14 protein-coding genes are annotated in these 17,693 nt (G+C 36.3%); 9 read left to right on the top strand and 5 right to left on the bottom strand.

The window, feature by feature from the left end; genetic code table 11:
* Positions 1-805 precede the first annotated feature (805 nt).
* From menA to M2306_RS06055, 3 genes are read left to right on the top strand one after another with little or no spacing between them, the layout of a single operon-like run.
* Entirely contained in the window at positions 806-1,717 is a 912-nt protein-coding gene (gene menA, locus M2306_RS06065; RefSeq protein WP_259188530.1) for a 1,4-dihydroxy-2-naphthoate octaprenyltransferase, read from the top strand.
* Between the two features lie 10 nt (positions 1,718-1,727).
* On the top strand, positions 1,728-2,414 hold the full coding sequence (locus M2306_RS06060; protein WP_115090280.1) for a metal-dependent hydrolase: 687 nt from the start codon (positions 1,728-1,730) through the stop codon (positions 2,412-2,414).
* Positions 2,415-2,418: 4 nt separating this feature from the next.
* Positions 2,419-3,450: an o-succinylbenzoate synthase gene (locus M2306_RS06055; RefSeq protein WP_259188531.1), complete on the top strand. Its 1,032-nt coding sequence runs from the start codon at positions 2,419-2,421 to the stop codon at positions 3,448-3,450.
* 446 nt (positions 3,451-3,896) lie between these two features.
* Here M2306_RS06055 and M2306_RS06050 read toward each other — a convergent pair whose 3' ends face one another.
* The 5 genes from M2306_RS06050 to M2306_RS06030 form a co-directional block, all read right to left on the bottom strand.
* A complete protein-coding gene (locus tag M2306_RS06050) occupies positions 3,897-4,766 on the bottom strand; it encodes a helix-turn-helix domain-containing protein (RefSeq protein ID WP_115090282.1) in 870 nt (289 codons plus the stop codon).
* A 249-nt stretch (positions 4,767-5,015) separates the two neighbouring features.
* The gene (locus M2306_RS06045; protein WP_115090283.1) at positions 5,016-6,809 is read right to left on the bottom strand and encodes an acyl-CoA dehydrogenase FadE; all 1,794 of its coding nucleotides are present in this window, start codon (positions 6,807-6,809) and stop codon (positions 5,016-5,018) included.
* Positions 6,810-6,837: 28 nt separating this feature from the next.
* Positions 6,838-8,019 carry an acetyl-CoA C-acyltransferase gene (locus M2306_RS06040; protein ID WP_060875434.1) on the bottom strand — a complete coding sequence of 394 codons (1,182 nt, stop codon included), beginning with the start codon at positions 8,017-8,019 and terminating at the stop codon, positions 6,838-6,840.
* Between the two features lie 22 nt (positions 8,020-8,041).
* Positions 8,042-10,447, bottom strand: coding sequence for a 3-hydroxyacyl-CoA dehydrogenase/enoyl-CoA hydratase family protein (locus M2306_RS06035; protein ID WP_115090284.1), 2,406 nt, complete (start codon positions 10,445-10,447; stop codon positions 8,042-8,044).
* Between the two features lie 49 nt (positions 10,448-10,496).
* Positions 10,497-10,937, bottom strand: a complete 441-nt coding sequence (locus M2306_RS06030; RefSeq protein ID WP_172462224.1) for a MarR family winged helix-turn-helix transcriptional regulator — start codon at positions 10,935-10,937, stop codon at positions 10,497-10,499.
* 306 nt (positions 10,938-11,243) lie between these two features.
* On the opposite strand from M2306_RS06030, the gene M2306_RS06025 reads away from it, so the two are divergent.
* The 6 genes from M2306_RS06025 (at position 11,244) to M2306_RS06000 (ending at position 17,529) form a co-directional block, all read left to right on the top strand.
* Entirely contained in the window at positions 11,244-12,017 is a 774-nt protein-coding gene (locus tag M2306_RS06025) for a GNAT family N-acetyltransferase (RefSeq protein ID WP_259188535.1), read from the top strand.
* Between the two features lie 351 nt (positions 12,018-12,368).
* Positions 12,369-13,709, top strand: a complete 1,341-nt coding sequence (locus M2306_RS06020) for a peptide-N-glycosidase F-related protein (RefSeq protein WP_259188536.1) — start codon at positions 12,369-12,371, stop codon at positions 13,707-13,709.
* A 188-nt stretch (positions 13,710-13,897) separates the two neighbouring features.
* Positions 13,898-14,500: an SCO family protein gene (locus M2306_RS06015; protein ID WP_259188537.1), complete on the top strand. Its 603-nt coding sequence runs from the start codon at positions 13,898-13,900 to the stop codon at positions 14,498-14,500.
* Between the two features lie 4 nt (positions 14,501-14,504).
* Complete coding sequence (locus tag M2306_RS06010) at positions 14,505-14,882, top strand: hypothetical protein (protein WP_259188538.1); 378 nt, start codon at positions 14,505-14,507, stop codon at positions 14,880-14,882.
* 123 nt (positions 14,883-15,005) lie between these two features.
* Positions 15,006-15,872: a helix-turn-helix domain-containing protein gene (locus M2306_RS06005; RefSeq protein ID WP_002992320.1), complete on the top strand. Its 867-nt coding sequence runs from the start codon at positions 15,006-15,008 to the stop codon at positions 15,870-15,872.
* A gap of 226 nt (positions 15,873-16,098) precedes the next feature.
* Complete coding sequence (locus M2306_RS06000) at positions 16,099-17,529, top strand: serine hydrolase domain-containing protein (protein ID WP_259188539.1); 1,431 nt, start codon at positions 16,099-16,101, stop codon at positions 17,527-17,529.
* Positions 17,530-17,693 lie beyond the last annotated feature (164 nt).

Raw genomic sequence — 17,693 nt, 5'->3', positions numbered from 1 at the left:
AAGTTGTATAGCGAAGAAGAAGATACTTCTTTTAGTTGCTAAGGAGTAAAAAAAGAGTAGCGGAAAGTCTTTAATTAAAGTGGTAAATAGAGAAAAAAAAAGCAGGAGTTTGAAGTGAAAAGACAGGTCGAATTTAAAAAAAAGGAACAGTAGGAGTGTACTAGGAGACCTCTTTTTAGAAATAAAAGTGATGAAAAATGAGTGATAAATAATAGCAGTAAGTTCAGATAGCGCTACCTTAAAAATCTATTTGTATTTTACGTAACTTTACTTGGCTTAGGATAGGTTGGATAGGTTCTCTTTAGGAGTATTCGGCATTTTTAAGACTTATTTTGTATATAACTTTTTGTTATGGGTTGTAAAAAATAAAGTTAACTTGTTTGTTTTTAAAGTATTGTGTGTGTTTGAATGAAGTTTTAATTTATGTTGAATCTGAAGCGCTTTAAGTCGTTTTCGAAAAGTGCATTTTATGCCCTTATCTGTATTTTGTTTTGTTTAAAATGAATTATATGCTTTTATTTAAACCATAACTTTAAGTTGTTTTAAAATGCATTTTGAAAAGAATCGCTCTTTTAGTGAGACACTTTTTATTTTTTTGAGTTGCTATGGAGTCTTACTGTTGTGCTGAATTTATGAATAGAAATAGAGGAGTTTAACCGTTTGTTTTTTTAGAAAGGAATGAGGGTTAAAAAAGAGAAATAAAGGAAGAAGTAAAACTGAATGCTAAGTTGTATTTACTTGGTTTTATCCTTAATTTTGCGCGAGTGGATAAATGAAGGTATTTGTCCGTTGAAAGTTTATACGTATGTCTAAAACAAAAACATGGGTTTCTGCAGCACGCTTGCGCACGTTACCTTTATCAATATCAGGAATTATTGTTGGAACCGCTTGTGCATTTCCTTATTATGCCAACCATGCAAATTTTTACCTGATCTTTTTCTTTGCTATCGTCACAACGTTATTGTTCCAAATATTATCCAACTTCGCTAATGATTATGGCGATGGTGTAAAAGGAACGGATAACGAAAATAGAGTAGGACCTCAACGGGCTTTACAAAGTGGTTTATTGACCAAAGAAGAATTGAAAAGAGGAATTATTTTTACGGCTGGTTTATCTTTAGTCTCAGCGTTGATTTTAATTTACCTCTCCTTTGGACGTGATCATTTTTTTACGTCTTTGTTCTTTTTTGTTTTGGGAATTAGTTGTGTAGCAGCAGCCATTAAATATACCGTTGGACAATCGGCTTATGGCTATCGAGGCCTTGGAGATTTGTTTGTTTTTATCTTCTTTGGTTTAGTCAGCGTAATGGGGAGTTTTTACTTGTATGGACAAACTATAGATCCTTGGATTATTTTACCCGCTGTTGCTGTAGGTAATCTGAGCATCGCTGTATTGAATATTAATAATATGCGCGATTTAGATGCGGATAAAGTCGTAGGTAAAAATACACTGGCGGTTAAATTAGGGCGTCAAAATGCCAAGTATTATCATTATTTCATTATTGCATTTGCCTTGGTCGCATTTGTTGTATATGCTATTTATAGCGCAAAACCTCTAATCAATTTTGCCTTTGTACTCGCTTATTTTCCTTTTGTAAAACACTTGGTCTTTGTTAAAAATAATACCAATCCTAGAGAACTGGATAGCCAAATGAAAATTGTAGCGTTAAGTACTTTTTTGGTTTCTGTACTTTTTTCCTTAGCTTTAATCTTATAAAATTATAATTATGAAAATAACCTATTATGGACATGCCTGTTTAGGGATCCAGATTGAAGATATTAATGTGATTGTTGATCCTTTTATTACGGGAAATCCGTTACCAGCTGCAAAGGAGATTAACGTCAATGAAATAAAAGCAGATTATATTCTATTAACGCATGCACATGGGGATCACATTGCAGATGTTGAATTGATCGCAAAAAATAATCCTGATGCGATTATCGTTTCTAATGCGGAGATTGCAGGACATTATGAAGCAAAAGGGTTTAATGCACATCCTATGAATCACGGTGGAAGTTGGCAGTTTGATTTTGGTAAAGTAAAATACACGCCAGCGATTCACTCTAGTTCATTTCCTGATGGTAGTTATGGAGGACAACCAGGTGGATTTGTCATCGAGAGTAAAAACAAGAATATCTATATCGCAGGGGATACTTCATTAACCATGGATATGAAAATAATTCCGATGTTTACTGCATTAGATTTAGCAATTCTACCTATCGGAAGTAATTTCACGATGGGAGTTGATGAGGCTGTAATTGCCGCAGATTTTGTTCAATGTGATAAAGTACTAGGGTATCACTTTGATACCTTTGGTTATATCGAAATTGACCATGAGGAGGCAAAACGCAAATTCTTTGAAAAAGGAAAAGACTTAATGCTTTTAGCTATTGGAGAAAGCTTAACCTTATAAAAACATGAAAGCAACATACAGCAAGCATATTCTTCAATTTAAGAGACCTTCTGGAACTTCTAGGGGTGTTATGACAGAAAAGGAAACTTGGTTGCTTAAAATAGAGGAAAACGATAAAATCGGAATAGGAGAGTGCGGGATACTGCGCTCTCTTAGTTTTGATGATCGTCCCGACTATGAAGCCAAGTTGCAATGGGTGGTGGAACATATCCATTTAGGAAAGGAAGCCTTGTGGGAAGTTTTGCGCGATTGGCCCTCTATTCAATTTGGAGTAGAACAAGCCTTTTTATCTTTAGCAAGCGCTGATCCTTTTATTCTGTTTCCTTCTGCTTTTGTCGAAGGACATCAAGCGATTCCAATCAATGGTTTGATTTGGATGGGAGAAGAAACCTTTATGAAAGAGCAAATCGATGAAAAGTTAGCCCAGGGATTTACTTGTGTGAAGCTAAAAATCGGCGCGATTGACTTTGATGCAGAAATAAATCTCTTGCACTACATTCGACAACATTATAGCGTCGATCAGATTGAATTGAGAGTGGATGCCAATGGAGGGTTCTCCGTAGCGGATGCACCAGCGAAACTAAAGCAATTAGCACAGCTGCATATTCACAGCATTGAACAACCCATTAAACAGCATCAAATTCAAGAAATGGCAACCCTTTGTCAAACAACGGCTTTGCCCATAGCTTTAGATGAAGAATTAATTGGGGTAACAGCCTATGCAGACAAAGTCGCTTTACTAACAGCGATTCGCCCGCAATATATTATTTTAAAACCCAGCTTAGTTGGTGGCTTCAAAGGAAGTCAAGAGTGGATTGAAATCGCAGAGCAATTGCAAATTCAATGGTGGATTACTTCCGCATTAGAAAGCAATATCGGACTTAATGCGATTGCGCAATGGACCTTTACATTAAATAACCCGATGCCACAAGGATTGGGAACAGGTGCTTTATACACTAATAATTTTGATTCTCCTTTGGAAGTTAGAAACGGACAGTTGTGGTATAATGGAGATGGGGAATGGGTTGTGAGTTAGGTTAGGAGTTATGGGTTATGGGTTAGGAGATTACACCTATTTCTAGATATATTCAAAAAAAGGTTCAATCTTTATGCAAGATTGAACCTTTTTTTGTGAAGTCCGTAGAGGTTGTCACCCTGAGGCAACGAAGGGTCGCATCCAGCGCTCACATAATGTTTTTTTGCTACAATCATCTATAATCGACAAATCTCACCCCCTCACCAATCTCATCGCCTCACAAACCTCACTCTGATTCAAGAAATTCTTTTTGATTTACTCTTAATCAAACAAATTATCCAGTTACTTGGCAAATTGCCATTTGCCACTACGAGATTTTACATCTCATCGCCTCACCAATCTCACCAATCTCATCGCCTCACCATCTATCTCATGGGTTTATATTTGTTTTCGTATTCGATGAATCTACACTTCGTTCCGATTTCACCATCTCACCCTCCCATAACTTATCTTCTTCTAAATTCATCTGGTGCAATGCCAATGTGTTTCTTAAAAAACCGGGAGAAGTAGGAGTTATCTTTAAAATTTAATTGATAGGCAATTTCGCTAGCGGATAAGTTTGTATGTAGAAGTAGTCGTTTGCATTCAATTAAGATGCGATCGCGAATCATGTCTCCTGCGGATTTTTGCTTTACTTTTTGGCACATGGCATTCAAGTAGTTGGGGGTAACCAGCAATACCTTGGCGTATTCTTTTGGAAAGCGATATTCATAAAAGTGCTTATCAATCAAGGATTCAAATGATTTGATTAAATCGTTGGATTTTATGGAAGTCAGACTAGTCAAAGAAGTTTGATCAATCTCTTTTTTACATAAGAGCAATATTTCTAAAAGGTATGTTCGAATTAAATTAATGTATTCGCCGTCTTCAGTTTCATATTCTTTCAGTATACGCTCCATTGCAATTAACAGGATGTCTTTTAGTTCATCTCCTAGTTCAACGAGATGGTGACTAGTAAAGCGCTTGAAGAAAGGGAGATCGTGAACAAATAGGTGGTCAGAAACGAATTGGGTAATGAAACTAGGGGTAAAACTCAACAAATAGCCTTGTGTGGATGCATTAAAACTCCATCGATATTGCTGCCAGGTATTTATAAAAACAATATCACCCGCTTTGACCTCATAGGCCTGTAAATCGATATATTGAATTCCAGTTCCTGCTGTGATGAGTATAATTTGAAAAAAGTCATTCTTCTGCATGGGAATGGTATAACTATTTTCGAGCCGTAAGGCGTGTTGTAATTTCATGGCGATGAATTCTCTTCGCTCTCCTCTACTATCAGATAATACTTGCTTATTTAAATTCCCATTATACATTTTATCTATTTTAAATCATACGATAAAGATATATTTATTGTTTTTAATAAATGATTTTATTAGTTATTTTAGTATTTATTTATAAAAATCATACGAAATGAGGGGTAATGATATGAATTGAATATTTGATTAGTATATGGGTAAAGTATTTTTTATATGTATTTTATATGAAATCAAAAAGACCGCCCTTTCGATTGAACGAAAGAAGCGGTCTTTTTTTTAACAAACTAAACCAATCGTTTGTTTTCGCTAGAAAACATATTCGTTAGCTTCTATTGCTTTTTTAGCAATAGATTCGCGTAATGCATTTACATTCGGTAGATTTACATATTTTGTAAATCTTCTTAATCCCATTAACATGATGCGTTGTTCATCTCCTTCTGCAAAAGAAGCAATTCCTTCTTTTCCTTTTTGAGCCACAATGTCAACAGCATGGTATAGATATAATTGGGCCATCGCGATTTCCTCTTTGATGTTTTGCTCACCCTTGCTTTTTGCTAATTTTTCAGTTCTTAGAATTGCACTTTCTGCCATGTAGATTTCAATCATCATATCTGCAGCAGCCATCATTAATGCTTGGTGTTTTTCTAAGTCAGGACCAAATTTTTGCACCGCACTACCAGCAACCATTAAAAAGGCTTTTTTAAGCTTTTCAATCATTTCTTTTTCTTCGGTAAACAGTTCTGAATAATCAGGGGTATCGAAACTTGGAATACTCATCAATTCATCCGCAACTTGCATAGCAGGAGTTAGTAAATCTACATGCCCTTTCATTGCTTTTTTGATTAACATCCCTACAGCCAACATGCGGTTGATTTCGTTCGTTCCTTCATAAATACGAGAAATACGAGCATCTCTCCACGCGCTTTCCATTGGAGTATCTTCAGAGAATCCCATTCCACCAAAGATTTGGATTCCCTCATCTGTACAAGATTGTACATCCTCAGAAACCGCTACTTTCAAGATTGAACATTCAATAGCAAATTCTTCAACTCCTTTTAGTTCTGCTTCTTGGTGTGTATTTCCTTCTTCAATACGTTGATTGATGCGTTTTTCAATACTACCAGCAGCACGATATGAAGCAGATTCCCCTACATAAGCATTTGTCACCATTTCAGCAATTTTCGTGCGGATGGCACCAAAAGAAGAAATAGGTACTTTGAACTGAATGCGCTCATTCGCATATTTAATTGCTTCCGTAATTAAGCGACGTTGAGAATCTAAACAAGCAGCAGCTAGTTTGATACGTCCCACGTTTAAGGCATTCATTGCAATTTTAAACCCATTTCCACGCTCAGAAAGCATATTCTCAACAGGTACTTTTGTATTAGTAAAGAATACCTGACGAGTAGAAGAGGCTCTAATTCCCAATTTGTGTTCTTCTTCTCCAAGAGAAATTCCATTAGAAGGATCATTTTCTACAATAAACCCCGTAATATTTTTGTCGTCTTCAATACGAGCGAATACGATAAATACATTACAGAATCCAGCATTGGAAATCCACATTTTTTGTCCTGTGATGTTGTAATACTTACCATCATCTGATAAAACAGCTTTTGTTTTACCTGAGTTTGCATCAGAACCAGCATCAGGCTCTGTTAAACAGTAAGCCCCAAACCATTCACCACTGGCTAATTTAGGAACGTATTTTTTCTTTTGTTCTTCGTTTCCGTATAGTGTAATCGGCATTGTTCCAATTCCCGTATGTGCTCCAAAAGCAGTAGAGAAAGAACCTGTTGCTCCTGATATATAATCACAAACAAGCATGGTTGAAACAAATCCCATTTCCAATCCTCCGTAAGCTTCAGGAACAGCAACCCCTAAAAGGCCAAGTTCCCCTGCTTTTTGCATGCATTCTTTTGTGAAGGCATAATCTTTATTTTCAAAGCGATATTTATAAGGCCATACTTCTTTATCGATAAATTCCTTTACCGAATCACGCATCATCAGTTGCTCTTCTGAGAAATCTTCAGGAGTAAAGATATTCTCACTTTTTGTTTCTTTTATTAAGTATTGACCTCCTCTTGTTATAGCTGTATTCATGGTTAATTTTTTTATGGTTAATAGTAGATTATAGCAATTCGTAAATTCCAGCTGCTCCTTGACCAGTTCCCACACACATGGTAACCATACCGTATTTAGAGCCTCTGCGTTTCATTTCATCAAATAGTTGAACAGATAATTTTGCTCCTGTACACCCTAATGGATGTCCTAAAGCGATTGCTCCACCATTGACGTTAACGATATCGGGATTAATTCCCAATTCTCTAATAACAGCTAGTGATTGAGAAGCAAAAGCTTCATTCAATTCAATTAAATCAATGTCTTTTAATTGTAATCCAGCTTGTTTAAGTGCTTTAGGAATAGCTTTAATCGGACCAATTCCCATAATTCGAGGCTCAACACCTGCTGCTGCATAATTGACCATGCGTGCAATCGGTTCAATGTTAAGCTCTTTGACCATTTCTTCAGACATGACCATAACAAAAGCAGCACCATCACTCATTTGAGAAGAGTTTCCTGCGGTAACAGATCCATCAGCGGCAAATACAGGTCTCAATTTAGACAAAGCCTCAACGGAAGTTCCCATACGCGGACCTTCATCTTGTGTAACCGTGTAGGATTTGCTTTCTCTTTTTCCTTTTTCGTTGACAAATACCTCGTCTACGGTAATTGGTACAATCTGATCCGCAAATTTTCCATCAGCAATAGCTTTTAACGCTTTCATGTGTGATTGGTAAGCGAATTCATCTTGATCTGCTCTAGATACTTTATAGTCATTGGCTACTGCTTCAGCAGTAAGTCCCATTCCCCAGTAGTAATCTTCATGTCCCGCTTTTGCCACTCCATAATCTGGCGATGGTTTATATCCACCCATAGGAATATAACTCATGCTTTCCGCTCCACCAGCGATGATACAATCCGCCATTCCTGCCTGAATTTTTGCTACGGCCATTCCGATGGTTTCAATACCAGAAGCACAGTATCGGTTTACGGTAACCCCAGGTACATCATCTACTTTTAATCCCATTAAAGAGATTAAACGCCCCATATTAAGCCCTTGTTCAGCTTCTGGCATTGCGTTTCCTACCATGACATCGTCAATACGCGTTTTGTCAAATTCAGGAAGAGCGTTCATTAAATATTCTATGGTTTCTGCTGCTAACTCATCGGGTCTTTTAAAGCGAAAAACACCGCGAGGAGCTTTACCTACAGCTGTTCTATATCCTTTTACTATATATGCAGTTTTCATGTTTCTGTAATTAGTTGGTTAATTAGTTTCTCAAAGGTTTACCTGTTTTCAGCATATGTTGAATACGCTCTAATGTTTTGCGTTCTCCACATAGCGATAGGAAAGCCTCTCTTTCTAAGTCAAGTAAGTACTGTTCAGAGACTAAAGTTGCCTCAGATAAATCTCCACCAGCCATCACATAGGCAAGTTTATTGGCAATTTTATGATCGTGTTCTGAAATATACTTTCCTGCCATCATACTGTCTGTTCCTACATAGAACATCCCTAATGCCTGACGACCTAATACTTTGATGTCTTTTCGTTTAACAGGTTGTGTATAGCCAGCTTGAGCCATAACCAATGCTTCGCGTTTGGCTTGTGCAATTTGTAAATCTTTGTTTACTACGACAATATCTTTACCGCGTTGTAGAATGTTGTAGTCATAAGCTTCTTCGGCAGATGTAGCTACTTTGGCCATTCCAATGGTTAAGAAATGCTCTTGTAAGGTATTTAATTCCACATCGTTTTTGCGGTATAAATCAGACGCTCTAACAGTCATCTCTTTAGAACCACCACCACCAGGGATTAATCCTACACCAAATTCAACTAAACCAATATAGGTTTCTGCAGCAGCAACAACTTTGTCAGCATGTAAGCTCAACTCACATCCACCACCAAAAGTCATCCCGTGTGGTGCAGCAACTACTGGAATAGCAGAATAGCGCATTTTCATCATGGTATCTTGGAACATTTTAATTGCGATATTCAATTCATCCCAATCTTGTTCAGCAGCCATCATGAAAATCATCATCAAATTCGCTCCAACAGAGAAGTTCGACCCTTGATTTCCAACAACTAAACCATCAAAATCTTGTTCTGCAATCTCAACAGCCTTATTTAATCCTGCTAAAACACCACCGCCAATCGTATTCATTTTAGAGTGGAACTCTAAGTTTACAATACCATCACCTAGGTCGAGTAGGGTAGCTTCGCTATTTCCCCATACTTTATTGGTCGTGCGAATGTTGTTTAAGATGATAAATGCATCCTGTCCAGGAATTGCATCATACGTTTGGGTTTGTTGGTTGTAAAATAGTTTTTTGCCATTTTCAATTTTATAGAAACTTGTAGCACCTGTAGCTGCTAAGTCTTTGACCCATTGAGCAACTTGATAGCCTTCTTTTTCTACTAAGTCAATTCCCTTTTGTAAACCAAGGACATCCCAAGTTTCAAATGGACCATATTTCCAAGCATATCCTGTACGCATGGCATCATCGATAGAGAATAAGGTATCTGTAATTTCAGGAACGCGTTGTGAAACATACGCAAATAAAGAAGCAAAGTGCTTGCGGATTAAGGTTCCTGCTTTTCCTGGATCAGCTAATAATACAGACCATTTTGCTTTTGTGCCTCCCGCTTGGTTAGCCGTTTCAATAGCTTCAATCTTAGCACGCTCTAAAGGTCTGTAACTTAATGTATTTAAATCTAGGGCAAAACGATTTGTTTTACCTTCTTTATCTACTTCTTTATAGTAAAATCCTTTTTTCGTTTTGTCTCCTAAGAATTTATTTTCAAGTAAGAAATTCAACGCTTGATTGTCTTTTACTTCTTGAATCATCGCGTCATCCGGACAGTTTTGTTTTAGTCCAAGTGTTACGTTAATTGCCGTATCTAGACCAACTAAATCCCCCAATTTAAAGGTTCCTGTTTTTGGACGACCAAGGAAAGCCCCTGTTAAGGTATCTGCTTCTTCAATCGTTAATCCAATCTCTTGGGTAAGTTGCATCACCATGGCCATAGAATATACGCCAATTCTATTTCCAATGAAACCAGGTGTGTCTTTACATAAAACTGGAGTTTTACCTAAGTATACACGAGCGTAGTTTTGGAAAAATGAAATAACTTCAGCTGACGTATGTGGTCCAGGAATAATTTCAAATAAAGGTAAATAACGCGGTGGGTTAAAGAAGTGTGTACCGCAAAAATGCTGTTGAAAATCCTCTGAACGTCCTTCAACAAGCAATTTCATAGGAATTCCAGATGTATTTGAAGTAATTAAAGTGCCTGGTTTTCTATATTTTTCGATGTTTTCAAAAACAGATTTCTTAATATCTAATCGTTCAATAACAACTTCGATAATCCAATCTACTGTTTTGATTTTCGATAAATCATCCTCAAGATTTCCTACTGTAATACGATCGGCAAAGCGAGGCGTATAAATAGGAGCGGGTTTTGATTTTAGTGCATTGGTTAAATGAGTTTGTGCAATTTTATTTCGAACGGCACGATCATTTAAAGTTAAGCCCTTTTTCTCTTCCTCTGGAGTTAAAGCATTGGGAACAATATCCATTAACAATACCTCAACACCAATATTGGCAAAATGACATGCAATAGCTGATCCCATAACTCCTGAACCAATTACAGCCACTTTTTTAATTCTTCTTTTCATATGTTTATATAATTCCTATGGTTAATACTTATTCTATTGTTTTATTGGGTTACTTTTTGGTATCAAATATGGCTTTATCCGCAATCAGTTGATTTACCGTTTCTGTAACTGCAATGAAATTGGCAATCTGCTCCTCTGTAAGGTGTTTGCGTATCGCCTCGTTGAATCGCTTGACCTTTTCTTTGGAAAGTTCTCGTTTCTCAAGACCTAAAGGAGTAAGTTTTATGATAACCCCTCGACCATCATGAGGGTTTTTTTCTCTTGTGATTAATCCTTTTTCCTCCATTTTCTTTAAGGTACGAGTCAAACTCGTCGCTTCCATTCCCATATTAGGGCCTAATAGAGTAGAAGGTGTACCATTCTTATCAATACTCAACAGAGCAAAAGCTAAAGACATGGTTGCGTCATATTTGGCAGCTTCTTCGTTGTACATCCTCGCTACTGCTTGCCAAGTTGCTCTTAAAGTATAGTCTATTGTTTTGTCCTTCATTTCAAGTTGGTTAAACTCAAATATAAGAAAAAAATAATATGCACGCATACTATTAGGTGGATTTTTTTAAAAAAGTTGCCCTTTTACTTCTTTAAAAGAATGCCTAAAGTATTTAAGTTCTTCTAAATTAGTGAATTATTTTAATATAGAAAAGGATAAAACTTTAAGCTTTGGTTAAGAAAAATAAAATAGAGTAAGCTTTTCATTGCGGGGAGAAAAGAAGGAAAAGCACAATGAATTTGGGAAGAAAGACTATCTTTGAGCTGCCAAATTTAAATCGGATTAGTAATATGCAATTTTAAAATCATGAACAGAGATACCAGCCACTTTTCTTTTATACGAACATCAAAAACCTATTTACCGCAATATGATGTACTATTAGAAAAAGTTTATGCTTACAGTGTATGGCCCGAGTTTATTTTGCAGGATCAGGTAAACCTTGACTATTGGGAAGAGTTGTATGTGGAGTTCCCCATGTACCAGTTTTTCATGATGGACGGACAAGAAGTTGTAGGAAATGGCAACTGTGTTCCGTTGAGTTTAACTAAAGAAGAATTAGCTCAATTGCCTGATGAAGGATGGGATTGGGCATTAGAACGCGCTTTTTTAGATCAACAAGCAGATAAAAAACCCAACACCTTATGCGCATTACAAATAGGAGTGAATCCAGCTTATCAAGGAAAGGGCATTAGTCAATATTTGGTGCGTTTTATGAAAGCCTTGGCGAAGGAACAGCAGATGGATGATTTTATTTTGCCAATTCGACCGACTCTAAAGCATCGTTATCCTCTTCAAAAGATGGAAGACTATGTGACGTGGAAAAATGAAAAAGGACAGGCATTTGATCCTTGGATCCGAACACACGAAAAAAATGGAGCTACAGTGATTAAGGTATGCGCTAAAGCGATGTATGTAGAAGGCAATGTCCAAGAATGGGAGCAATGGACCAATCGCTCCTTTCAAACGTCTGGACACTATGTTATTGATTTTGCCTTAAATCCTATTGAAATTGATTTAGAGAATAACAGAGGTACTTATATAGAGCCCAATGTTTGGATGAAATATAACTTAGGTATATAATAGCGAAGTAAGAGAATAAAAAAAGCCCACAAGAAGCCCATTGCTTTTGTGGGCTTTTTGTTGGATTAAACTTATTTAAAAGAGCTAGAAGAGGAGGGGAAAATAAAGTGTGCTAAATGTTTGGTTATTCTTTTGTTTTAGTATAATTTTAAGTTAATTATTTAAGGTTTGCTTTTGTTTTACCATAAACATTTTTGCTTGTTTGTTCTTTTGCTTGTATTTGGCTTAAAATATTGGGATAGTAAAGGATGAAGAACAGAAAGAGAAGAGGTGTGTTTGTAGATTATGGTAGAAGATAAAACCTGAAATAAGTAGGATGAAGCTGAAACATATCTATTAATTTATAAATCAATGAAAAAAAAACTACCCTTGCTGAGCTTAATGGCTGCTTGTTTATTCGGTCACTTTAGTTTTGCACAAGAGAATACCCGTACAACGACAATCTTTGATAAAATTGTGTTTTACGATGGTTATGCGTCGAATTCAGAAGAAGCTGTTCCTCCAGGTGTTGTGCGATTAAACAATGCTCTTTATGCTAAAAAGATGACAACAGCAGAGCGTCAATCCATTTTGTCTACGATGGAAGTAGAAGTAACCATCGGTGCACTTTGTGATAATTATGATCGTATTGGCGGTGTTTTTCTTTCTTTGGTTCCTCAAGGTCAACCTATGACAGATCAAAATAAAAAGACCATAGAAATTGGTCGTTTTATCACTCCTTTTATGAATAAAAATCGCCAACCTACAGAAGTTCCTTATGTGTTTGATTTGAACCATTTGGTTCCTATGTTTAAAGATCAATCCTTTGCTGCTTATGATTTTTGGATTGAATTTAATGTATTTGGCGTGCCTTATGCAGCGAATAATGAAGTTTCAGGTTGTGCAGGTCGAAGTGATGTGTTCGAAGGAACGTTGAAAATAAAATCAGAAGATACCGGAAATCCATATGATACCTTCTTTTTACTGCCTTTGGCTAGTAGAGATTCTTTTAATAATTACAACGCAACAGATGTTGCAGGTACAACAACAAAAATTTATCAGTTTACGTTAGACGATGCAATTAGTGAATCGTATTTTCATTTGATTACATCTAATCACGGTGCAAACCAAGGAGGAGAGGAGTATGTTCGTCGTACACATCAAGTGTATTTGGATGGAGATTTGATAGAAACGTATAAACCTGGCGGAAAATCATGCGAACCTTATCGTAAGTATAATACGCAAGGCAATGGTATTTATGGATCGCGACCTAAAACGGAAGCAGATTGGACGAGTTGGAATAACTGGTGTCCTGGTGATGTGATCCCCAATAGAATTTTTAAAATAGCAGACCTGCAAAAGGGGAAACATGAATTTAAAGTTACGGTTCCTGATGCCCGTTTTGTAGATGGTCAGGGTGATTTTCCTTTGTCTCTTTTCTTTTTTGCGAAGGGAATCAATGGAGTGTTAGCCACAGAAAAGTTTGAAAAAGTGAGCTATCAGATTTATCCAAATCCAACCACAGATGCTGTTTATATTCAGTCAGAACAAGAGGTACAAACTGTTGTAGTATATGATATGAGTGGAAGCAAAGTATTAGAAACAAAAAACACACCAACGATTAATTGCCAAACGTTGAGTGCAGGTAGTTATATCTTTTCCATTGCATTTACTAATGGGATTAAAACCACAGAAAAAATTGTAAAAAAATAGGAGAGAATATTTCTTGTCCTTACTATGATACGAGAGGCACTGTTTTAAAAATAAACAGTGCTTTTTTGGGTTTATATGGGCCTATTTTATCTGCTCAACCATTTTTGGACCGATTCTCTATACAGAAATCACCTCTTCAATCCTGTTTTTTATCCGTTTACCTCCATATTTTTTCGTACTTTTGTAGTATGAATCGACTATTTTTTTACTTGCTTATTCCTTTCTTCATTGCTTGTGGCAAAGAGGTGAATGAATTGCCTTATTTAGGTAATCATACAGAAGAGGGAGGGAAAGTCGAAAAATATTATGAAATTCCACAATTTTCATTGCTCAATCAGGATAGTCTCCTTGTCTCTAATCAAACCTTGGCTGGAAAAGTATATGTAGCTGATTTTATTTTCCTACAATGCCCAACCATTTGCCCCAAGATGAATATAGAAATGAAAAGGGTATATGATGCCTATCAAACAGAAGAAGACGTTTTATTTGTGTCCCATACCATTGATCCCAAACATGATACAATTCCCGTTTTAAAAACATACAGTGAATCTTTAGGGGTAGATCCTTTAAAATGGCACTTCCTATATGGAGATGAACAGGTTATACATCAGTTAGCCCAAGGTTATTTTATGCAAGCTTATCAAGAGACAAATGCTCCAGGAGGCTATGCGCATAGTGGTGGATTTCTGTTGATTGATGGCCAACAGCATATTCGCGGCGTGTATGATGGAACCAATTCCGCTGATGTGGATCGATTAATTCAAGATATTAAATTGTTGTTGAAGAAATAAAGTAATGAAAAAGCAGATTTTACTTCTCTTATTGCTTTCCTTTATCTACCAAAACACCTCAAGTTTTTGGATACTAACCTCATTTTATATCAATCAAAGTTATATTGCTGAAAATATTTGTATCAATCGCTTTGATGCAATTCCCATGTGTTATGGAAGTTGCTATCTTCAAAGTGAATTATCCGAAGATTCAGAGAAAAAAGCAGAACTGCCAATGTTCAAAACGAAGGAAGTACAGCCTTTATTTAGCCAATCCATGGCCTATGAAACTTATATAGCTCCTACTATTCCCTTAGAAAATATACCCTATCCCAATTATATTGATACTTTAGTAGTAACCCATTTTATCTATGCTGTTTTTCAACCTCCTGAACGGGTGTAAATACCTGTGAATGAATCTGTTTTTTGTAGATTATTACGTGGTGAATGCGATAAAATCAAGGTTTGCTGTGTTTTAAGTCGAACAAAAACAGGGAGAAGAAGTTAAACCAGAAAACATAAAATTATGCAAGCGACTAAAGTACCCGTTTGCACAATTGGTTTATTCAATACTAAACATGATCTTTGGATGGACAGCCTGGAAGGGTTGCTTCAACAATACCCTGTATTATCTACACCTCATACCAATGCCTTTTATTTGCTTTTGTGCATTGAACAAGGAGGGGGTGAACTCGTTGTAGACCAAGATAAGATTCGCCTTGGAGCGGCTCAAGTATTGATTATTAAACCCAATTGTATCAACACCATGACCTTGCAAGAAGGAACAACAGGAACCATTATAGGCTTCACTACAGAGTTCTTTTCCTTGCGATACAACACCAATGTATTACATCAATTTCCTTATTTTAATGAAGGAAACCAAACTGTTTTTCACGTTCCTCAGGACCATGTAAAAAGCATGAGATTCTTGTTGTGGCAGATGTTGGATGAATTTAAAATGAACAAAAAAGCCTCTCAAAAAGTATTGCGCTCTTATTTGAACATCCTATTGATTGAGTTAGATCGCATGTATATTCCTGTACATACGGTGAAAGTACACAATGCAGTACATGAAAAGATACAGAAGTACCAAACCTTAATCGAACAACATTTTAAAACCCATAAAATGCCTTCTGAATATGCTGATATGTTGCATATTAGCACGAATTATCTGAATAAAATATGCCGTAATATTCTAGGGCAAACTTCGGGGAATTTAATTAAGCAACACATTATATTGGAGGCCAAGCGATTATTGAGTTATACCACGCATTCAATCAGTGAAATTGCCAATGAGCTAGGATTTGAACACGCCTCTTATTTTGTAACTATATTTAAGAAAGCAACCAATCAGACTCCGGAACAGTATAGAAAAAATCAGTGGATTGCGTAAGATGAGCGTAAGGAATAAATGAGAATAGGTTAATGTGGAGAAGATAGGACGGAAGCCTTAGACTGCAATTTCAAGGGCAGGAAGAACTCCTTGCTATAAAATGAAGCCTACAAATAAAAAGCGAAGAGCTATTTCGTAATTATCGTGAAAATAGCTTTCATTTTGTTAAAAGTATCAGGGTTTCATTTCGAAATGACTACCTTTAGTTTTTATAAAGTAAAAAGATATGATAATTAAGCGTTTGCTATTGCTTTTTTGTTTATTAGGAGGTTTGTTGAATGTACAAGCACAGAATCGAGTAGAGCAGGTCATGGAAATCTTCATGGAAGACTACAATACCAGTAATTACGATAAATTTTACCACCGTTTTTCTGAGTCTCTTCAAAGTAGGGTGCCTTTTAATACCGTAGAGGCCTTTTTTGATGAGATGAAACAAAACTTAGGATCGATTGTTACAATCGAATACTACGGGGTAAACGACGATCAAACGCCTTTATTTAAGACACAATTTGAAAAAGAAACAGCCATTGTCAATTTCGCTTTTGATGAAGAAGCGAATATTGTTGGGTTTCGCATTTTAGATTATGTCAACCAGGAAGATTTAAAGCAAGGATTAGCAGAAAAATCATTAGAGGATATTATTCTTGATAATGCCAATCATTTACCTGAACAAGGAGAAATAGCCTTAGCGATTATTAAAGGTGATCAGGTGCATTTCTATGGGTTGAAAAAGAAAGCTAAATTAATTCGCGATATTGACAACAAAAATGGATTATTCGGATTGGGAACTTTTACTTCTATTTTTACCAACAACATCTTAGCACAAGCTGATGTTCAAGGGAAAGTGAAAGTATGGGAGGATATTAATGCTTACTATCCAGAACCGTTTAAAGATACCCTATCCTTTTCTTTTTCCTCTTTAGCGAATGGAACAGCTTTACTGCCGTTTTTTCCAAAAATAACGTTAGTTGGAGAAGATCTAATTTCTAATAAAAAGAATAAAAAAGGAAAAGAACCCGTGATTGGAAATGCGTCTATTGCTAACTATTTAGCGCATGATATCGAATTAGATACACTGAAAGTAAGAGGGCGTTTCTCGATTTTTGGAAGTAGTGTATTAGGGGATGCCTTAGCTCGTGTATACAATAAACCGTATACATCTCTTTTTCAAACGTATATTGTTGATCAATACCACTTAACTTCTACCCATTTGATTAAACCCAAACGAGCAAAAGTAGTGGGTGCTATTGGTAAGATCGATTTAGGTTTAGATAATAAAGCTAGTTATATGGATATTTTCTTGCCATCTACGCAAGGATATTCAACGATAGAGGATATGGCTACGTATATTCAAGCGTATTTTGACCCAAAACACCCCGAATTAGCGCTGATGCAAAAACCGACTTCTATGATCACTCCAGATGATTGGATTAGTTTGGGATGGCGTTTGAACTTTTTTAGCCCTTCAGAATCCCTGTATTTTCATCGAGGTATTGATGTCGCTTATTCCAATTTTATAAGCTTTAGCCCTGAACGGAAAGAAGGTGTAATCGTATTCGCTAATAGTTCAATGGATGATATGATTCAGTTGGTTGAGAATTTGAGCTTTCAAATTTGGTCCAAACTAGTAATAGATAACAAAAAGGATGACAAGTAGTCGTCCTTTTTTTTTGGAAAGTAGGAAGGATGATATTTGTATAGGTCTGTGAGAGGGTGAGGTGGTGAGAAGGTGAAATCGGAACGCAGTGTAGATTCATCGAACATTAAAACCAATATAAAATAGGTGAAATATATTCATCGAACACCAAAACAAAATAACAA

It is taken from the genome of Myroides gitamensis (assembly GCF_029894455.1).
Taxonomy (GTDB): domain Bacteria; phylum Bacteroidota; class Bacteroidia; order Flavobacteriales; family Flavobacteriaceae; genus Flavobacterium; species Flavobacterium odoratum.
Note: the sequence above shows the minus strand (reverse complement) of the source record. Positions and strands in the feature narration are given on the sequence as shown.

Bases quoted from the DNA above. Each gene is read 5' to 3' on its own strand.
- M2306_RS06050 (WP_115090282.1), bottom strand. From the start codon at position 4,766: ATGTATAATGGGAATTTAAATAAGCAAGTATTATCTGATAGTAGAGGA.
- M2306_RS06010 (WP_259188538.1), top strand. From the start codon at position 14,505: ATGAAAAAGCAGATTTTACTTCTCTTATTGCTTTCCTTTATCTACCAA.
- M2306_RS06020 (WP_259188536.1), top strand. From the start codon at position 12,369: ATGAAAAAAAAACTACCCTTGCTGAGCTTAATGGCTGCTTGTTTATTC.
- M2306_RS06040 (WP_060875434.1), bottom strand. From the start codon at position 8,019: ATGAAAACTGCATATATAGTAAAAGGATATAGAACAGCTGTAGGTAAA.
- M2306_RS06045 (WP_115090283.1), bottom strand. From the start codon at position 6,809: ATGAATACAGCTATAACAAGAGGAGGTCAATACTTAATAAAAGAAACA.
- M2306_RS06055 (WP_259188531.1), top strand. From the start codon at position 2,419: ATGAAAGCAACATACAGCAAGCATATTCTTCAATTTAAGAGACCTTCT.
- M2306_RS06015 (WP_259188537.1), top strand. From the start codon at position 13,898: ATGAATCGACTATTTTTTTACTTGCTTATTCCTTTCTTCATTGCTTGT.
- M2306_RS06060 (WP_115090280.1), top strand. From the start codon at position 1,728: ATGAAAATAACCTATTATGGACATGCCTGTTTAGGGATCCAGATTGAA.
- M2306_RS06000 (WP_259188539.1), top strand. From the start codon at position 16,099: ATGATAATTAAGCGTTTGCTATTGCTTTTTTGTTTATTAGGAGGTTTG.
- M2306_RS06035 (WP_115090284.1), bottom strand. From the start codon at position 10,447: ATGAAAAGAAGAATTAAAAAAGTGGCTGTAATTGGTTCAGGAGTTATG.
- M2306_RS06025 (WP_259188535.1), top strand. From the start codon at position 11,244: ATGAACAGAGATACCAGCCACTTTTCTTTTATACGAACATCAAAAACC.
- M2306_RS06030 (WP_172462224.1), bottom strand. From the start codon at position 10,937: ATGAAGGACAAAACAATAGACTATACTTTAAGAGCAACTTGGCAAGCA.
- M2306_RS06005 (WP_002992320.1), top strand. From the start codon at position 15,006: ATGCAAGCGACTAAAGTACCCGTTTGCACAATTGGTTTATTCAATACT.
- menA (WP_259188530.1), top strand. From the start codon at position 806: ATGTCTAAAACAAAAACATGGGTTTCTGCAGCACGCTTGCGCACGTTA.